Annotated in this window: 11 protein-coding genes; 4 read left to right on the plus strand and 7 right to left on the minus strand. The window is 57.6% G+C overall.

The window, feature by feature from the left end; translation table 11 throughout:
* The first annotated feature begins 137 nt into the window (after nt 1-137).
* From JJC00_RS00590 to JJC00_RS00600, 3 genes are read left to right on the plus strand one after another with little or no spacing between them, the layout of a single operon-like run.
* Nucleotides 138-1055 carry a Mov34/MPN/PAD-1 family protein gene (locus tag JJC00_RS00590; protein WP_200470859.1) on the plus strand — a complete coding sequence of 306 codons (918 nt, stop codon included), beginning with the start codon at nt 138-140 and terminating at the stop codon, nt 1053-1055.
* A complete protein-coding gene (locus JJC00_RS00595; RefSeq protein ID WP_200470860.1) occupies nt 1036-1596 on the plus strand; it encodes a hypothetical protein in 561 nt (186 codons plus the stop codon). Before JJC00_RS00590 ends, JJC00_RS00595 begins: the two co-directional genes overlap by 20 nt.
* Before the next feature lies 1 nt (nt 1597).
* Complete coding sequence (locus JJC00_RS00600) at nt 1598-2947, plus strand: HesA/MoeB/ThiF family protein (RefSeq protein ID WP_200470861.1); 1350 nt, start codon at nt 1598-1600, stop codon at nt 2945-2947.
* 1668 nt (nt 2948-4615) lie between these two features.
* Here JJC00_RS00600 and JJC00_RS00605 read toward each other — a convergent pair.
* From JJC00_RS00605 to JJC00_RS00630, 6 genes are all read right to left on the minus strand, one after another.
* On the minus strand, nt 4616-7177 hold the full coding sequence (locus JJC00_RS00605; RefSeq protein WP_200470862.1) for a pyridoxal-phosphate dependent enzyme: 2562 nt from the start codon (nt 7175-7177) through the stop codon (nt 4616-4618).
* Entirely contained in the window at nt 7174-8100 is a 927-nt protein-coding gene (locus tag JJC00_RS00610; RefSeq protein WP_246774323.1) for an ATP-grasp domain-containing protein, read from the minus strand. Before JJC00_RS00610 ends, JJC00_RS00605 begins: the two co-directional genes overlap by 4 nt.
* A gap of 98 nt (nt 8101-8198) precedes the next feature.
* Nucleotides 8199-10121 (minus strand): B12-binding domain-containing radical SAM protein, encoded by a 1923-nt coding sequence (locus JJC00_RS00615; RefSeq protein WP_200470864.1) that lies wholly within the window; start codon nt 10119-10121, stop codon nt 8199-8201.
* A gap of 7 nt (nt 10122-10128) precedes the next feature.
* Nucleotides 10129-10749 carry a hypothetical protein gene (locus tag JJC00_RS00620; RefSeq protein WP_200470865.1) on the minus strand — a complete coding sequence of 207 codons (621 nt, stop codon included), beginning with the start codon at nt 10747-10749 and terminating at the stop codon, nt 10129-10131.
* Nucleotides 10749-11825, minus strand: a complete 1077-nt coding sequence (locus tag JJC00_RS00625) for a class I SAM-dependent methyltransferase (RefSeq protein ID WP_200470866.1) — start codon at nt 11823-11825, stop codon at nt 10749-10751. The genes JJC00_RS00620 and JJC00_RS00625 overlap by 1 nt, the downstream gene beginning before the upstream one ends.
* A 1866-nt stretch (nt 11826-13691) precedes the next feature.
* Nucleotides 13692-14177 carry a hypothetical protein gene (locus JJC00_RS00630; protein ID WP_200470867.1) on the minus strand — a complete coding sequence of 162 codons (486 nt, stop codon included), beginning with the start codon at nt 14175-14177 and terminating at the stop codon, nt 13692-13694.
* Between the two features lie 894 nt (nt 14178-15071).
* Between JJC00_RS00630 and JJC00_RS00635 the strand changes: the two genes are divergently transcribed.
* Complete coding sequence (locus tag JJC00_RS00635; RefSeq protein WP_200470868.1) at nt 15072-15584, plus strand: hypothetical protein; 513 nt, start codon at nt 15072-15074, stop codon at nt 15582-15584.
* 209 nt (nt 15585-15793) lie between these two features.
* Here JJC00_RS00635 and JJC00_RS00640 read toward each other — a convergent pair whose 3' ends face one another.
* The gene (locus tag JJC00_RS00640; RefSeq protein WP_200470869.1) at nt 15794-16525 is read right to left on the minus strand and encodes a HEPN family nuclease; all 732 of its coding nucleotides are present in this window, start codon (nt 16523-16525) and stop codon (nt 15794-15796) included.

Raw genomic sequence — 16525 nt, forward strand, 5'->3', positions numbered from 1 at the left:
GATTAGCATCGTCATCGGGGTGGTTTTTCTGATAGGTGCCGCGGCGATTTTGCGCTCTCTTTTATTCGGGCCGATCCGGTCACGACGCATTTATCACTATCACATCTTTAGGCGGCGGTTCTGAATTGGTCATATCCATGATCATCTATACGGACCAGGTATTGTCGGAAATCGGTAGCTACATAGGAGTTCGGGAGCCTGAGACAGGAGGCGCCCTTCTAGGCATTCCCTTTACAAATGTGATCTGCCGATTTCTTCCGGATCCGAGGGCTGATGTCACGGGCAGCACATACACCCCGTCAGCTACGCTGCAGGAAATAGTCCGAGAGCGGGAACGGCGGGACGGTCTACAGTTTTTCGGTATCGTTCATTCGCATCCTGGCTATTTTGATCAGCCCTCATCCCAAGATCACATTGCCTTCCAAAACTCTCTGGACGTGAACCCACACCTAGCTCAGTTCATCGGCCCGATCGTGACTCTCGACCGGCCTGCGGATGAAGCCAATCACAGCGAGATTAGTCTGCCTACACAAGGCCGCTTGACATCATACGTTGCGTACCGGCCGAAGAGGACCCCAGAACCCAGGCCGACAGATTGGTACCTGCGGCGTCACAACCTCTTCAAAGCAGCTGAACACGCCATCGTGAGGCAAATGGATTGTTCAGTAATGCCGCTAGAGGCGAGCGTCGAAACAGTTGTCCATGAGCTCAAAACCAGATCCATCGAAGTGAAGCGAAATCGGGGATTTCTTTCCGTTGGTGGATTGCTTTTCCAGACGGAGACTATCTCAAGCTCCAGTTTCGATCTGATCTTGATGTTTCCACCTACTTATCCGTTCTCCAAACCGATTGCGCTCCTAACGTCACTCAACCATGGAAATCCGGACACTGAGGAAGTGCCCTTTCAATGGCGTTTCCTGGCTTCGGGCTGTTTCAACCTTTGGAAAGCCATTGGCGAAGCATTGCTAAGCGCGACCAATCACGTGAAGCCCAATCCTACCAAGCAAGATCAAAATGCCTTTACGGAGCTAGGTGATGACCCTCGATCTAAATAGGCTGCGCGACCGAGTGCTGCAGAATCAGGACCTCGGTACAACGCAACCGGCTGAGCAAAGTCAAAAAATCTTTGTCAACCGAGAAGGTAAGATTGTCGAGGCAGACAATACTGCGGCGCAGCCGCTGTCCGAAGTTCGACAAGATACGTTCGCAAGCCGAGCAGATCGAGATCGTGAGATCGTCAGAACGTTCCTGCCGCAAACCGCAAGAGAAATTACGACTGCTGAAGGCATTCGCGGTTGGGTATATGAAATAACGTGCGAGTTGCAAGAACGCTACTGCATGTTCTTATATTTCGACGGCGCTTTTTATCAGGTCTACGTAATCTCCCCGAAGCTGGAGGACTACTGGAGCAATCCTCACACAGGCCATATCTATCCGGACGGCCGGATTTGCTTCGGCAGCGAATTTGGTAACGGCCAGCCTACTCTTCGAGAAGCTTTCGCTAAGTCTGTTTTGTGGGCGAACGGCATCTCAGTAGCTCGCCACGGCGGGGGCCAATTTCCCTTCTCTGCTAACAATAGATCTGACGCGGCTTAGCATGTCGCTTCCCACACCTATTCAGAAGCTTCAAAATGCGGCCATCCTGGCGAAGATCGAACTCGGCGCAGGGGATATCACCTATCTAAAGATGCCTCTCGGCGCGCTAGACGTTGACGCGCTCTGTTTGCAGTTTGCTCCGCGAGCGGAGCTATATCTTATCCCATCGGAAACGTTCCCCGAAACTCCGCCCTTTGCAGTAATGAACTGGGGGGATGGCACTGATGCGGAGTTCATCTCGCTGGTGTGGACTCGGTCATTGCCTCTTGACCAGCGTTTGCTCGAATCTCTAAGGGAATTCATCAGACCTCCCGGACCATTTGGACCTGCTTGGGGAGCTAACGTCCGCTCAGCATTGACGTCGAGTGCAGAATTTGGACGTGCACACGGGTGGCGCCGGTTCCTAATTAGCGCAGACCACAGGTCTGGAGATCTGATGTCGTCGATCCAAGCGAGAATCGAGCCGAAGGTGGCGGCATCGCTCAGAACATCAGCCATTCTGGTTGTAGGGCTTGGTTCTGTGGGTTCCTTCGTTGCGGAGCACCTTGCTCGGTCTGGTGTTGGCAAATTGATTTGTGTCGATCACGACAGAGTCGAACTTAGCAATCTCTCTAGAAGCTCATATCGCATCGACCAGGTCGGTCAGTACAAGGCAACCGCGATCGGCGAAATAGTCCATCAAATCAATCCCATCACACAGGTCCAGGTGTTTCCTTCCAAGTTCAGAGATGTTGGAAAGGAGACTCTAAGGCAGATATTCGGCGAAGCGGATCTAGTGATAGGCGCCACTGATGATCCTGAAACACAGATATTAATCAATCGCTGTGCTTTCTTTCTCAAAAGACCGGCTCTTTTTATTGCGCTTTACCGGGGGGCGAAAGGTGGCGAGGTTGCAGTCGCCATTCCCACGATCACGCCATGCTTCGAGTGTCAGGTCAAACCGCATATGAGGCTCGCCCGCGAGCATGATGTTGTAGCCGACACCGACTACGGAACGGGGCGCTTGCAGGGCGAAATCGCACTCGGGTGTGATATTCACCACGTTTGTACAGCGGCCCTAAAGCTAGCCGTCTCATTACTAGTGTCCAGCGATCCAGTGCCACTCGGATCGTTCACGGCTGATGTGTTAGCCAAAGGTTTCCACTACCTCACGATGAGCATGGAGCCGGACTACTGGTTCTACCCGCGCGTGTTTTCGGGCGTTCCAAACCAGTACGCGTACCAGTCAGTGTGGCTCTCAGCGAGACATGACGAAGCTTGTGAGGTCTGCGGACAGTCCGAGCAAGAAGACCCCTTCGAAGCAATAACTCCGAGCCTTGCGAGAACATCTCTAGACCACCTAATCAGCTGATGGTGCGGCCAGATCTGCATAATTTGCGCGATCAAGTCTCCCGCGGTTTGGACGACGCATCTCAAGCGGTTGCCGAGGAACGCCGCGCTGAGCGGTCGCGCAACTCAGGTAGAGGAGAGAGCTCGGACTCCAGCTACATCAGAGCTTTGGTTGTCGTGCTTTGCCTAGCTGGCTTGGTTGCGATTGGGGCTGCAATTTTCAACAACGAGGATAGGGGTCGGAGCCAACCGGCAAATCGTCTCGTCAATCAGAATCAGGATAATCCTCCAACCCCACGCAGCTCCGACACGGCCGCCGAGCGAAACCACCCGTCTCCCACGGTCCATGGGGATACGCCAGAGTTGCCGGATCGGTTATCCGAGCCAGTAGCCCGGTTCACGCTGAAGAACGGCCATTCAAACCAAGTGTCGTTCGCATTCTTTTCCGCATCAGATTCCACTAGGCAATGGGCCGGAGGGCAACTGTCACCAAACTCGGTCTCTTCTAACAATCTAGGCTGCATCCCTGGCGAGAAGATCTGCTTCGGCGCTTGGTCTCCTGATAGCAACCTTGGACCATTCTGGGGGGCAGGCAGAAATGGGCAAAAGAGATGTGTGGGCTGCTGCTTAACCTGCCCGGCATACGCGCCGCGTGTAGTCGAGCTACGAACCTCTGAAGCAGCATTTAACCCGCCAACTATTACTTTCACATTTCAAAACAACCACTACGCAACTGCCGCACTTGCTTTCTACTCCCAACTCCGGCCGCACGTTTGGCCAAGCTCCGAACAAGCGTATGTTCTGCCTTCTGCGCAAAAGCAGTCTTTCACTTTGACGTGCAACTTCGGTGAGATGATTTGCTACGGGGCGTGGGTAAAAGATAACCCCAGAGCTGGTGGTTGGGGAGTCGGGTTTCGTCGTAATAGAGGATGTTCAACCTGCTGCTATGAGTGCAATGGTAGCGAAACTAGCACCATCGCTCTCAATCCTTGACGGGAAGGGCGTACCGAGCGCCGGAGTGCGCTGGTTGATTCCAATCTCCATATTGTTGGGGGACGACATGGGTCGAGGTTTGAATGAAGCGGGCCGGAGCTACATAAAGAGTTTGGTAAACAGGAACGAGGACGGAGATTGCGTCGTGAAGGAAATAGGACGACTAGTAAAGAAGAGCGAGTGGAACTACGAAAAGAATGTTGAATTTGTCAGGTGGCTTGAGCGGAAGGGCTGGAAAGTAACCGCCCACTACCTTTGGAACCACATCAGCAGCTAAGCTACCGAACGTCCGTCCCCTCCCATCGACGCGGGGCATGTGTCAATAACTTTCTCCCAGCCGACAACGGCGATACCTGCCGCGCGGCAGGGGACTACTCATGACATTCGATAATCGAGTTCAGGACCAGCTGACACGCCCGTCAGGTTGCGGATAGCCGATATCTACCCGTAGTCGGCGGTTGATTAACTTGGTAGTAGCGGGATCAATGTTGGACGCTTATTCACGGTCGCGAGCGCGCGTTCGGGGCATGCCAGCTCAGTTCGCGGTCGCTACGGCCGCACGCCGCCGCATCGAGGCTTTGAACCTCAGGTGATCAGCGGGTGTGCAACAATTCCTGCTTGCAGAAGGACCGCGCCAATTGTGGCGAACTCACGTGTTATCAGTAAGCCGATGAAGGATCAGCTCACTCGTGCTGATTCATTCTGCGGCCAGTTGCCTGTTCATTTGCAGAAAACGGGAAATGCCTTCGACCAGGACTTCGGCAAACGTCTCGGTCGCGGCCCGGTCGCCGTCGCCCACGCTAAGCCTTAGAAACGGCTGCGACCGCTCAGACATAGACCAAGCCGCCGAAATCCTAGGAACAGAGAAGCCGAAACTCACGCCCTTGGTGATCGGTACGCCACGGTCGGTTGCTGCGGCAAGAACATGCTCAATGGCTGCGTCGAGCATCCACCGATTATTGAGCCCATCTGCAGCGAATCGCAGCGTCATGACGCCACCAAGATGGGCATAGCCGCGTCCGGAAAGCCAATCCGGGTGGTCGTACTTGCCGGGAAACACGGTACTTATTTCGCTTGCGCGGCGGTCTCCAAACCGTTCCTCAAGACAACCGCAGATCGTCATCGCATTTGCTGTCATTAGACGCATGCGCCCTAGATGCATTGCGCGCGTGAGGCGCGGCGTCAGTACTGCACCTGAATCATAGAGAATGGTTCCTGTGTTACGGCGGAGGCGCTCGAATACGGCTCGTCGATCGGGTCGGGCGGCCACCAAACCCAAGGTCGTCAGATCTAGTCCGGCTTGTAAGTACTTGGAGCCACTTTCGGTATAGATCACTTCAATTCGGCGGAGTCCGGCGGCAACATCAAACGGATCAAACGCGCCCGAAAGCAAGGTACCGTCGACCACAACTAACAAGGGACCATCATCAACGGTGTCAAGACGCCGAAGCAGATCCCTAAGGTCAAGCACCCGAAGATCGGGGGTGTTCGTCAACGGCTCGACGAAGACCGCTCGGGCCTTGCACCGCCGGACCGCGTCAATCAACGACCCGGCTGCATCATCTTTGGCAACTTCCACGCAAATGGCGCGGTTGGATGAGAGTTGCTCCAGCGTTTCAAAGTAGAGGCCCGGTTGGCACACGACCGAATCGCCAGGCTCTAGAACATGTCGGAGTAGGTAAGCTTCTACGAGCGTATACGCGGCCATCCCAGAAGAGGTCGCAAGGATGGTGCACCTGTTTAGGTCGAAGCCCAATGCGGCCGTTAGATCGCGCTCCAGTTCCATAACGTTTCGAGAGCCGTAGCGCGTGTAATTCACGAGCGGACTTTGCTGGCTCTCGGGCATGCTGAAAGCTGCAACGCCAGCCTGGTCGTACGCCGGCGCCTGCCAGGCGAGCGCCTGATCGATGAACGCGGCGGCGCGGCCTGCCAACCGTGTCATCCGCTCGCGCGCGATAGCGTCGGACGTGCGTTCCATGATATCCGAGAGCAGCCCGTCGGTCGCATGCGATAGTGTATGCAGAAAGGCCACCTCCCGTTCGCCGATCGGCAGACGATCAGCGTCGCACACTTCCAAGAATTGCTTCAGTTGTCGAACTCCTCGGTCTAGGGCGTCGCGCGCCAGAGCAGACGTCGCCTTCCGATCCCAGTCGAAATTTCCATCTCTTTGCGCAAGCCCGCCCAGGGGTACAAGCCGCGTCTCCTCTTCGGCGGTACGGTGGCGCAGTTCCAGCAGCGCCTGAAATTCGGGGCGCCGGAACGGATAGGCGAGAATTTTTGCAAGGGTTGCCAGTGCCAGATTGCCGCCGGACAGAACAATTACCAATGGCCCATTGCCCGCCAGACCATCAAGCCGTCCGGCCAATGCTGCCGCTATTCCGATTGCTCCAGAGGGCTCGCAGAGCAAGGACTCGCGCGCAAGTAGCGCTAGGCAGCCCGCCGCGATAGTCTCTTCGTCCAGCTGCACCAGCTCATCGACGCGTTCGCGCGCAAATCCGATGGTCGGACAGTCGGGATCAGGATTGACCATAAGACCGTCGGCGAGCGTCGGTCGGTACGGAAGAGGGTCCGTTCTGCCTTCGATGGCCCACGCTAATCCAGCAAAGCGAGCGGGCTGCACGCCCACAAATTGCGCGTCCCGACCAGCCGCGGCCAGACCTAAGGCTAGCCCCGTCACAAGGCCGCCTCCACCTACTGGAGCTATTACGGCTTCGAGCCCAGGCACTTGGTCCACAAGATCAAGCGCGATCGTGGCAGCTCCGCTTATAACTGCGGCGTCATTGTAGGGCGAGATGAAGGAGAAGCCATGCTGTCGAGCCACCGTGCGGGCATGCTCAATCGCTCCATCGAGAGTCGCTCCACACTCGATCACCGCTACCCCGTAGTTGGCGAGCCGTTCGCGCTTCAGGGGGCTCGCGGTGAGCGGAAGGCAGACTACGATCCTGTGGCCGGTCACGAGTGCCGCCTCGGCCAGTGCTAGGCTATGGTTTCCAGCTGAACCGGTTATGACCGTCTGCTCGCGCGGGGTCGAAAGCAGCGCGTTGAGCGCGCCCCTAAACTTGAATGAGCCAGATCGTTGGAGGTGTTCCAATTTGACGACCACCAGCCGTCCCAGACGTTGTGACAGCCAAGGAAGCTCCCTTACGGGCGTGCGAAGAACGTGTGAATTGAGGCGATCGCGCGCGGCATAGCAAGCTGCAGCGTCCGGCAGTTCGTAACGCTCGACCGTCATCTCGTTGATGGTAGGCTTACCCTTCATATAAGCACCTGCCGCAACGGCCGAACGCCGCGAAAGGCGCGACGACGTTCAAGCTCTGCGCATAGGCGGTCTATCACGATGCCAGCGTGATCCCGGCCATAAAGCGCGTCGGCGCTTGGCAGGCCGCCAATATTTTCGACATTCAGCTCGTTCACAAAAGGTCCGATAGTGTCGATCGAATAGAAGACGAAACCCGGTGCCACCGCGGTGACGCGGCTGACAATAGCTTCGGCATCTGAGAAGTCGTGTCCTTGCGGAAGGCGCTCGATGGTTGCTCCCTGGTCGAGGTTCGCGCGGTAATCGCCAGGCGCAGGCCGTTTGCGCCATGCCGCAAGGATGCTCCCATGGAATACCAGGTAGCGTATTTCGCCCTCGGTCTGGACCTGCTCGACGAAGCGTTGAAGATGGATGAAACCATGGGCGTCGATCAGTCGCTGCAACGTAGCAGCGGAATCGGCGTCGCCGCACTGCAAGCGAAGCACGTCACGACCACCGGCCAGATCGAGGGGCTTCGCTACGAAGTCCGATTCCGGCGAACGGCGCATTTCCGCGAGCAATGGTTCAAGCTCCGCAGCCACCACACCCGGCGCCAACCGGTCATGAAAACGTTGGTTGAATATTTTGGAGCCCAACGCGAGGATGGCAGTCGGGCTATTCACGAACCACACCCGCGTCTCTTCAAGTGCGAGCTGAATGAGCGCATGGCGGAATCGCTGCGTAATCGGCGGGTCCGCGCGCACGAACACGGCATCGAAATCTGCGACCGGGCAGCGCACGCTATCAGCGAGTGATAAGAGATCGGAATCCAACATCTGTCGATACACGGGGACACACGCCGCCGTGGGTGTGCCGGCCGCAGTGGCTATCCTGCCTAAAGTAGTCAAGAATTGTGATATGCGGGGTTCGGCAAGGCCGGCGATCATAAGAGCTCTGGTCGTAAAGAGATCGAAACGGGGCCCAAAGCCCACCGCGTCGCCCAGCACCCAGAGCACGTTGAAGGAGTTTGATCGGCCAACAGCAGTCACGACGGCGCAATCTCCGGCACGCGCTTCAGAATCTCAATTGCAGTAAGGGATGATAGAATATCCTCTGTAAGCTGAAAGAGCCCAGCCTCCGGAGCGCTCATGCTCGTGTGCAGGAACGTGGCGACTTCCCCCCGACGGACCGGTCGGCCGAGGTCCTGCATCCAGTCCAATAGATGCGCGACCTTCGTCGGAAGGCGCCAAGCGCGGTCGCTATCCCAATCATATACGAGCGCCTGATCGCCATCCGGGAAAACCACAGTCCGCGGAGAAACGACTTGATAGCCTGGACGTGCGCTCGCGGAAGTAGATTGTCGCTTTGTGGCGACCCGTCGGGCGAAGGCCCTGTAGGCGCGAAAGACGCTAGCAAGCTCATCAGGTGTCATCGCCTCGTCCTGGCAGACGAGCCTGTTGGTCGAGAATTGCGCTTGGCCTTTCGGATGAAGGGCATCCGAGTTGGGCTCGGCCACTCTCAGGCCGTAGCGGCCCGGATCACGGCCGATCGCCGAAGACTGGGTTGCCTCGAATGGAAAGATAGACACAGTGCGAAAGGCATCTTCGTAGCGCTCAAGCAGGGCGAGACCCGTCATGGCCTCGGCCTTGGTTGTCGTGGGTAAATTAGGAATCAGGTTTACATCGATCTGAAGTCGTGCGCCTTGGACAGCCTCCAAGAAATTTAGGTTGGCCTCCGCACCAGCCATTTTCCTAACGTTTTGGAGCACCCGTGTGGTCATCGATTCTAGGCCAATCGTTAGGCTGCTACACCCTGAGCGCCGAAGAGTCGTCAGTACATCGCGCGTGAAGCCCGGATCGACCATAGCGAACGATCGCCAATCGATATCGATAGCCTCCTGAATCAGCGCTTCGGCGAACTTCATCGCCACGTGCGGTGGCAACGCTTCCGTGACCAGCCAGTAGCTGCGGGTGCCGTACCTGGCGGTAAACTGCTGGATCTCATTGATGAGCGCACTCACGGATCTTCCGTCGTATCTTCGTCCGGAATTGTGAAGTTCGATGAAGTCGCAATAGGCGCACGCACCCCAGTAGCATCCTCTCGCTTGCTGCAAAGACAGCCTCGGTTCGGCGAGGCGCGCCATAAGCTCATCCGCAAAGCTTGGGGACAACGCGTTGCGCAAACGATGGGTAGTGCGTTCCCGCGCCTTCACGGCGCCCTTCGCGTAGACGTTGGCAATCGACGGGGGATCCCATTGGCCAGCCTTTATTTGGGTGGCAAGATGCTGAATGGGTTCCTCACCGTCGAAACGGACCACGGCGTCAATGTCCGGCGCACTGGCAAGCAGTGCTTCCAGCCAACTGTCGGCCATGAGCGTCAAGGTGGGACCGCCCAGCACGATCTTCAGGTCGGGCCTCAGACGTTTGACCCGGCGTGCAAGCAGTAAAGCGGGAGCTAGCTGCGGGCCCATGGGCACGCTGATTCCTACCGCGTCACGGGTCGCACAAATCGCTCTATCCACGCTGCACGCGGTGAAAAAGTCATCGTAAGCGCGGGCCACCGCAGACGTCGCAAATTGATCCGAGACCAACTCCGGCACGGGTAGGTCGACGTGATAGGGCCGCGCCAGCTCCGTTGCCAGCTCCAACTCGGGGTTTCTTTCGGGCGGCAGTCGTTGACCGCGCTCGTCGACCATCCCGTGCGGCGACTTCAGGAGCAAATTTGCGGCGGCCCGGATGGGTAGGCTCTCGATAATGTCAAGCGGCCCGACGGACGCGCCAGACGCAAGTTGCCGCAGACGCTCTGGCTCCAGAAGATAGTCGACGAATAGGTCGTTGAGATCGATCTGCTGGACCGAACAGCCCAACTGCTCCAATGCCGCCGATAGCAGCGCCGTGGAGGGGTAGTAATTGCCCCAGTTAGAGTGGATCAGGGGCGGAAACACGAGAAGCCAGGAACAAGGCTCCATGATTGCATCACCCCGCTGCGTCAAAATGGCACGAAATCCAGCCCCAGGCGTAGAACTGGTCAAGAATCGACCGGACCCCGACTTCAGCGAGCCGCGTTAGGCTCGCCAGTTCCGCCGGAGTTCTGGGGCGGTCAAGAGCCGCCATCACGGAGGCTGGCGCATCCGGCAGCGCGTGGAATACTCCAGCATGCCTGTCGAGCAGGTAGACAACCTGGCCCGAGTTATAGATGTCGACATGCTCGCGCCGAGCAGCGACCGCTGCGGCTGGTCGCCCGTTCACTGGCGACAGCTGCAATGTGACAACGCAATCGCGGTCCGGCGTCGGCACATAGCTTGCCTCGATGGGCACGTGAGTCATGGCTTCGAGGATGCCAATCAATACGCCAACGTGAGTCTCACAGACAGCTTCCTTCCTCTGCGCGGTGTTATTCTGGCACGCGCTGCACTGAACCGTTATCGGCAAAGTATCTAGATGGTCAAAGCGGTGTTCAGTCAAATCGCCGAATACTGAACCAACATATCTTTGAAGAACAACCGCTTCCCTGGGAGGAGGATTGGCGCGGCTCGTCAGCTCGAAATATTGGGACCAAAAGTCTCGGAGCGATACGTACGCCGATGTGGCTGACATCACTGTCTCCTACGAGCGAAAATAACTGTTTGCCTACCGAGAGCGCTCCAGGGCCAAGTGGTAGCAAAGGCCGGCCCCAGCCGAGCGGCAATGGCCGCGAACTCCTCCAGCCAAGGCGACCATAGACCATCGAGAATACTCACACCCTCGACCGTCACTACGTCGGCGCCCCCTTGGGTCAGGTAGGACAGCGTATCAGCAGTAACTGCACACCAGGGGTGGGTCCCCGGCACAAGTCCATAGGAGCGAAGGTGTTCGAAGTTGAGACTGGGCGTCTCGCCGTAGAACCAGTAGGCAATAGTGTCGCGTACATTTAGGCTTGGAACAGCCAGGACCATGGCGCCTCCCGGTCGCAGCAGGCGGAGTATCTCGTCGATGACCGCAAAAGGATCCGCCACGTGCTCAAGCACGAAATTGCACATCGCGAAGTCGAGACTGGAATCCGGAAGCGCGATATCCTCGATGTTCGTGAGCAGCGGCACAATCTCTCCAGGCGAGCATGGCTTTGCTGCCGCTGCATTGGTTCGCGCCTGACTAATATCGGCTGCATACACTTTGTGCCCTAGTCGAGCCAGTGCGGCTGTGTAGTGACCAGATCCGCATCCTAGATCTATACAAACCTTCCCAGCTTGCATTGGAAAGTACCGTGCGACAGCTTGAAGAAAATCCCCGTGACTATCGATGAGCTGGCTCCCGTCCAAAAAGACGTTTCCGAAGTAGTCGTAAAACGCCCTTATGAAACGCTCGCCGCTCTGACCAATGTGCCGCGTCTTGTCGGCCTTATCGGGTCGAATCCAGTGAGCCATGCTGGACTTCGATGAGGGCGACAAAAACCCCGCTTCGATCAGCTCGATAACCCGATCCAAGGCTGAGGGGACGATTGTCCCAACTTCGTCGCAGACCAAGGCTCGCACCGGGGTCGCACAACACCGTTCGAGCAGCGAGGCGCCCTCGGCCGTGACAACCCCACTTGGACGCCCTTCCCCGTTAAACGCCAAGTAAGCTCCGTCAAACAGCGGTGGTACGAACAGTTTCAAGAAGATCGAGCCATCAGACACGCTCAAGCGAACATCCATCAGGCTGTCCCATTCTGATGAAGGGACGCCTGAAGGCTGTGGTAGCTGGCGCGCCGCAGGCTTAGGCTCTAACTGTCTCATAGTGCATCCATGTCCTCTATTCTTGCGACTTTCGTCCCAATTCGCGGCGGTCGAAAGACATGCGCATACGCAGCCGAGATGTGGCTACTTCCGGCGCGTAGTGCCACGACGGACAGACGGCCCCGGACTTCCGAGGCACTCAAGTCAAAGCGGATCTCGCCGCCGGCCGGCGGCCAAGACACAGGCGCTGTGCGAGCGCATCGATGCACGACGATACGGCCGCGTTCGCGCGGGTTCAGTGGACCGATAGCAACGGTCAGAGCATCGTTACTCAGACGTACGTGGGGTACGATTGGAGGCTGAGCTCGGACGGTCCACTCGGCGCAGCTCCCGCACCGATCGCATTCTCGTGCGAGCACGTCCGTACCACAAAGGGCGGTACTCCGAAAAAGGTAGTCCACCAGTTCGCCTTCGCCGTTGCAACAGCCAACGGCCCCATCGCAGCGGCGCGTTGAGAGGATCGTTGGTTCCAAAACCGAAGAGTACGCGGCTTGTAGCCATTGTCCGGAACGGATCCAGTCTGTGGCATCATCCGAAATCGCGTCCAGAAGTGCGAGACGACCGGCCTCTACCATCTCCGTCAAGATCGCAAGATCGCTTAGTAGCAAGGGCGCACCACTTTCGAGAGCAAGCGCTGTGCTAGCGCTTCGCAGACAGCTTATGCTCTCCTTTGCCGTTGCATCGGACCTTTGAAAGGGCCAATTCCAGATCTGCAGATCGGTATGCAGCTCACGTACCTTGCGCAACTCCTCAGTCGCGGCACGTAGTCCGGCCAACGCCGTCGACCGCGCCTTCGCCGACGAATTCACTACTCGAGGCTGCGGCACGCGTCGATACTCTTCTGGCAACGAGAGCTGTGGGTCGCCAGCTAGGACGATACACGGCTTTTCCCCCACTTCATCGCGCAGCAAGACGTTCAACTCGCGGACGATGCGCCCCGCCGGCCAGCCTGCGAGCACTAGCTCGATAAAAGTGTGCTCTATACTGCTGGATCCGCGGATGTTGCGGTATGGTCCAGCGACCGAAATCCCGGCAGAGGTCATTATGGTCGAGAGCCTTAGGCTCGACGGCACGAGCGAGTCCGCGAGGCGCAGTGTACTGCAACCATTGAGAAGAATGAGGCTGCTCGCTACCGCACGAACATCGATGCTCTCGCCGGCTAGCCCGTATGCTGTAGCCGCGGTCAACCATGATGACCCCAACGCAAGGCAATGCTCCGCCCCGTGGCCGGTCATACAAACAGCAAAATAGGGCTCTGCGCCCCTGAGGCGCATTAGAAATTGTCCGAGGGGCACCTCGCGTCTGTCTAGCTTGTCGAATTCCTCTGCCACGCTGTTGCAACGCGCAACAATGAAGCTGCTGTCTCTCGGGGTACAGGCGCGTGCCACTGTCGTATCCGAAAGTTGCAGGCTGCAGATTCGATCACCCTTTGTCAGGGACCATTCAACCATCGCGTTCAGCAGCGGGGTTGTAAAAGAAGAACTGGGGCCACTCGCGATTAAATTCTCGCCATCGATCTGCCGCAGAACCCCCGAGGGCTCTCGTTCCGAAAGGGAATCCAGCGCAATGCCATCGAGCTCGAGCCTAATGGCTAGCTCGGCCCGCGCTGCGTCAGCTTGTGGTGCCGCTGGAATTAAGACATTCGTCACGGGTCTCTCCGGTAGAGCGGCCCGAACACTGGGTGCCCCGCCCACGGAGTAGGCGGGGCAGAAGGGCCATTAAAGGCGATAGTTGTTCAGCAGACCAGCGAGCTTGTTCAGTTTCTCTCTCACTTCGGTGAAGCGTTCATCGTCCGCCGCCTGTGCGCGCAGTTCTTGGGCAAGGTTGACCACTTCGCGACCCCCCGCCGCCAAAAACTCCTCGACCCCTGCCTTCGCTGTCGATGTAGCTCCACCAGTTGTGGTCGTTGGTGTCCCGGTGGTCGTGGTCGGCCAGCCAGTGGTCGTCGTCGGCCAGCCAGTTGTTGTCGTCGGCGTTCCTGTGGTCGTCGTCGGCCAACCAGTTGTGGTCGTCGGCGTTCCTGTGGTCGTGGTCGGCCAGCCAGTTGTTGTCGTCGGCGTTCCTGTGGTCGTCGTCGGCCAACCGGTTGTCGTCGTCGGCCATCCAGTTGTCGTCGTCGGCCATCCAGTTGTTGTCGTCGGGGTTCCTGTGGTCGTCGTCGGCCAACCGGTTGTCGTCGTCGGCCATCCAGTTGTCGTCGTCGGCCAGCCAGTTGTTGTCGTCGGCGTTCCTGTGGTCGTCGTCGGCCAACCGGTTGTCGTCGTCGGCCATCCAGTTGTCGTCGTCGGCCAGCCAGTTGTTGTCGTCGGCGTTCCTGTGGTCGTAAAGGGATTGTAGAAGTACATCTGCCCTACTCCTGGTGAAAAACCGTCCAGCGGATTCATACCCAAACAAATGTTGCTGCCACCAGGCGCAGCGAAATGCGCACCCCTGACCTCGAATTCGTTGGGACCGATTTTCTTGATTTCAAAGCGCAGATGCGGCGGCTGTCTGACTTGGTAGAGTACGGTGTCGCCGATGCCAGCGGCCCCGCCCGCGTCTTCGAGGAAGGCGGAAAACACGTCGGAGTACAATCCGAACAATCCGCTTATGAACGCCTGGGGTGTGTCAACATGATAGGTCCGCGACCAGTCGACCTCAGCTGCTCCTTCCTGACGGTTCGTTCTGGGCGGCCGCCAGCCCGATGGAGCCGCGGTCGATCTATCGGTGGCGTTCGGATTTTGACGTTCAGAAGATGAATCGGATGCTTTCTCCGATTCTTCCTTTTCCTTCTTATCTCTTGCCATACAAAATCCTCCCATAATTGGGCGCGTATGATCGCGGCGCCTTCAGGCGCTCTTTATTGTAAGAAGGCTTCAGATCGCAGTAATTTATTTTACTACCTTATGCTGTTCTCGTTAAAATTGCAATGCGAATTGATCGTTGGAAGGTCGGGAATCTCGACCCACTGAACCGATATCGTCTGAATGCCCTGCGTTGTAGCCGATCTGGAAACCGGCTCTGGAATTCCTTCTGCAAAGCGTGGCTTTCATCGTCGGAAACGTGTTTCCGGCAAATCCGGTCCCGCAATCCAGATGGATCCAGAAGCCTCACCAACGTAAATAATCTGGTCATCAACTGAAAACGCGTAGTCTCGCTTCGTCTTCCGCGATGCGACAAACCGCGATGGTCACCGAGCCGAAGCACAAAGCGTCCAGAAAAACTAAACGCCGGAGTAGGCCGACGGAGGAGATCATTGACTATATCGTCGAGATCGAAAACTGGGATTTCACCTACTGGCTGGCGCTCAACTCCCTTCGCAGCGCGCTCGATCCCTATCACGAGCACCGGCTCGTGGAGATCAGGGGCCGGCTGCTGCGGCCGACCCGGCTCGAGAGCGACCGCATCGAGGTGTCGCTGATTCCGTCAATCAGCCTCGAGGAGGAGCGTCGGAAGGACCTAAAACCGATTGCCCTCGGAACGATCGAGGCCTATCCGGAACGATTGGATGCGACCCTAAGCATCCCGTCGGACGCGCTCACGCCAATTCTCCAGATGCTGATCGCCGGGCGCCTGAAATTTGTCGTCATGCGAGGATCGAAATTCCGCTACCGGAGCGCTCGTCTGCATAGCTACAGCCTAGGCACGAAGTTCGAGGAAGACGAAGATCCGGAAGTCGCACTGGGCCCGCAGGAATAGGGCCAACCTGAACGGATCGAGGTCCGAACGGAGCACCGCGTCTCCAGATCCTTCCCGCCAGCCAGGAGGTCGCCTCCCCCACTAAGCAAGAGGCGCCGATCGAAAGCGGTGATGTTGGTCGGGCGCGTGGAGAAATGGACGGTCCGAACTGCTTTCGAGCCCGCAATGGGCGGCGACCATTTGCATGATCTGCCGCGCTGCGGCTCGCATCATTTGGCAGTCGCAAGCAACCTGTCGGCTTCCCGCTTCAACAGACGATCCAGTGCCGTTTTTGCTTTGTCGGCGTCTCCACCATGGGCATCGAGGAGGCGCTCCCAAATGTCGCGATTGAGACGCGGCACCTTGCGCGAATGCCCCCTTATTTTCCCGCGCTTGGCCTCGATCTCGGCCATAGGGTCTTCAGGATCCTGCAGGTTAAGGTCAGATTGCTGCTCCCGAAGCACACTCAGCACATGGCGTGCCAATGACCGCATTTCGTCGAAGTCGACGTCCGCGACGAATGTGATCTGCTCGTCCCAATCACGGTTCCAGATACGAATACCGCCGAAGCGCCCCTCCTTGTTGATTGGAAGGACGTTGAAATGAGCCAAACTGTTGCGAAGCAATTTCGGTAGATTGGTCAGTCGGGTGGGGTCCACCATCACCGCTTCGCCCTCCGCGCCGGTCATCTCGATCCGACCGCCACCGTGTCGCGAATAGATGACGTTCAGAACACGGTCCATTGGCTTATATCCCCTCATGATCTCGCCCAGGGCACCCGGCGCCTTCTCGTGTGGAAACACCAGCACGCCAAGGAGCGACATAAGCAGTTGCGTGTCTGAAAAGGGCGGTTGGTTTTGATCAGGACTGCCCCATTTCGGCGCCAACGACTCGATCAGATCGAGGTTATGCAAGATTCGGTCAGCTAGTGCCGCCAAGAGTGGCCCGACAGGATATCCCAT

It is taken from the genome of Bradyrhizobium diazoefficiens (assembly GCF_016616885.1).
Classification (GTDB): Bacteria; Pseudomonadota; Alphaproteobacteria; order Rhizobiales; family Xanthobacteraceae; genus Bradyrhizobium; species Bradyrhizobium diazoefficiens_F.

Coding starts and splice junctions, on each gene's coding strand:
- JJC00_RS00590 (WP_200470859.1), top strand. CDS start 138: ATGATCATCTATACGGACCAGGTATTGTCGGAAATCGGTAGCTACATA.
- JJC00_RS00595 (WP_200470860.1), top strand. CDS start 1,036: ATGACCCTCGATCTAAATAGGCTGCGCGACCGAGTGCTGCAGAATCAG.
- JJC00_RS00600 (WP_200470861.1), top strand. CDS start 1,598: ATGTCGCTTCCCACACCTATTCAGAAGCTTCAAAATGCGGCCATCCTG.
- JJC00_RS00605 (WP_200470862.1), bottom strand. CDS start 7,177: ATGAAGGGTAAGCCTACCATCAACGAGATGACGGTCGAGCGTTACGAA.
- JJC00_RS00610 (WP_246774323.1), bottom strand. CDS start 8,100: ATGATCGCCGGCCTTGCCGAACCCCGCATATCACAATTCTTGACTACT.
- JJC00_RS00615 (WP_200470864.1), bottom strand. CDS start 10,121: ATGGAGCCTTGTTCCTGGCTTCTCGTGTTTCCGCCCCTGATCCACTCT.
- JJC00_RS00620 (WP_200470865.1), bottom strand. CDS start 10,749: ATGTCAGCCACATCGGCGTACGTATCGCTCCGAGACTTTTGGTCCCAA.
- JJC00_RS00625 (WP_200470866.1), bottom strand. CDS start 11,825: ATGGATGTTCGCTTGAGCGTGTCTGATGGCTCGATCTTCTTGAAACTG.
- JJC00_RS00630 (WP_200470867.1), bottom strand. CDS start 14,177: ATGGCCGACGACGACAACCGGTTGGCCGACGACGACCACAGGAACGCC.
- JJC00_RS00635 (WP_200470868.1), top strand. CDS start 15,072: ATGGTCACCGAGCCGAAGCACAAAGCGTCCAGAAAAACTAAACGCCGG.
- JJC00_RS00640 (WP_200470869.1), bottom strand. CDS start 16,525: ATGGGATATCCTGTCGGGCCACTCTTGGCGGCACTAGCTGACCGAATC.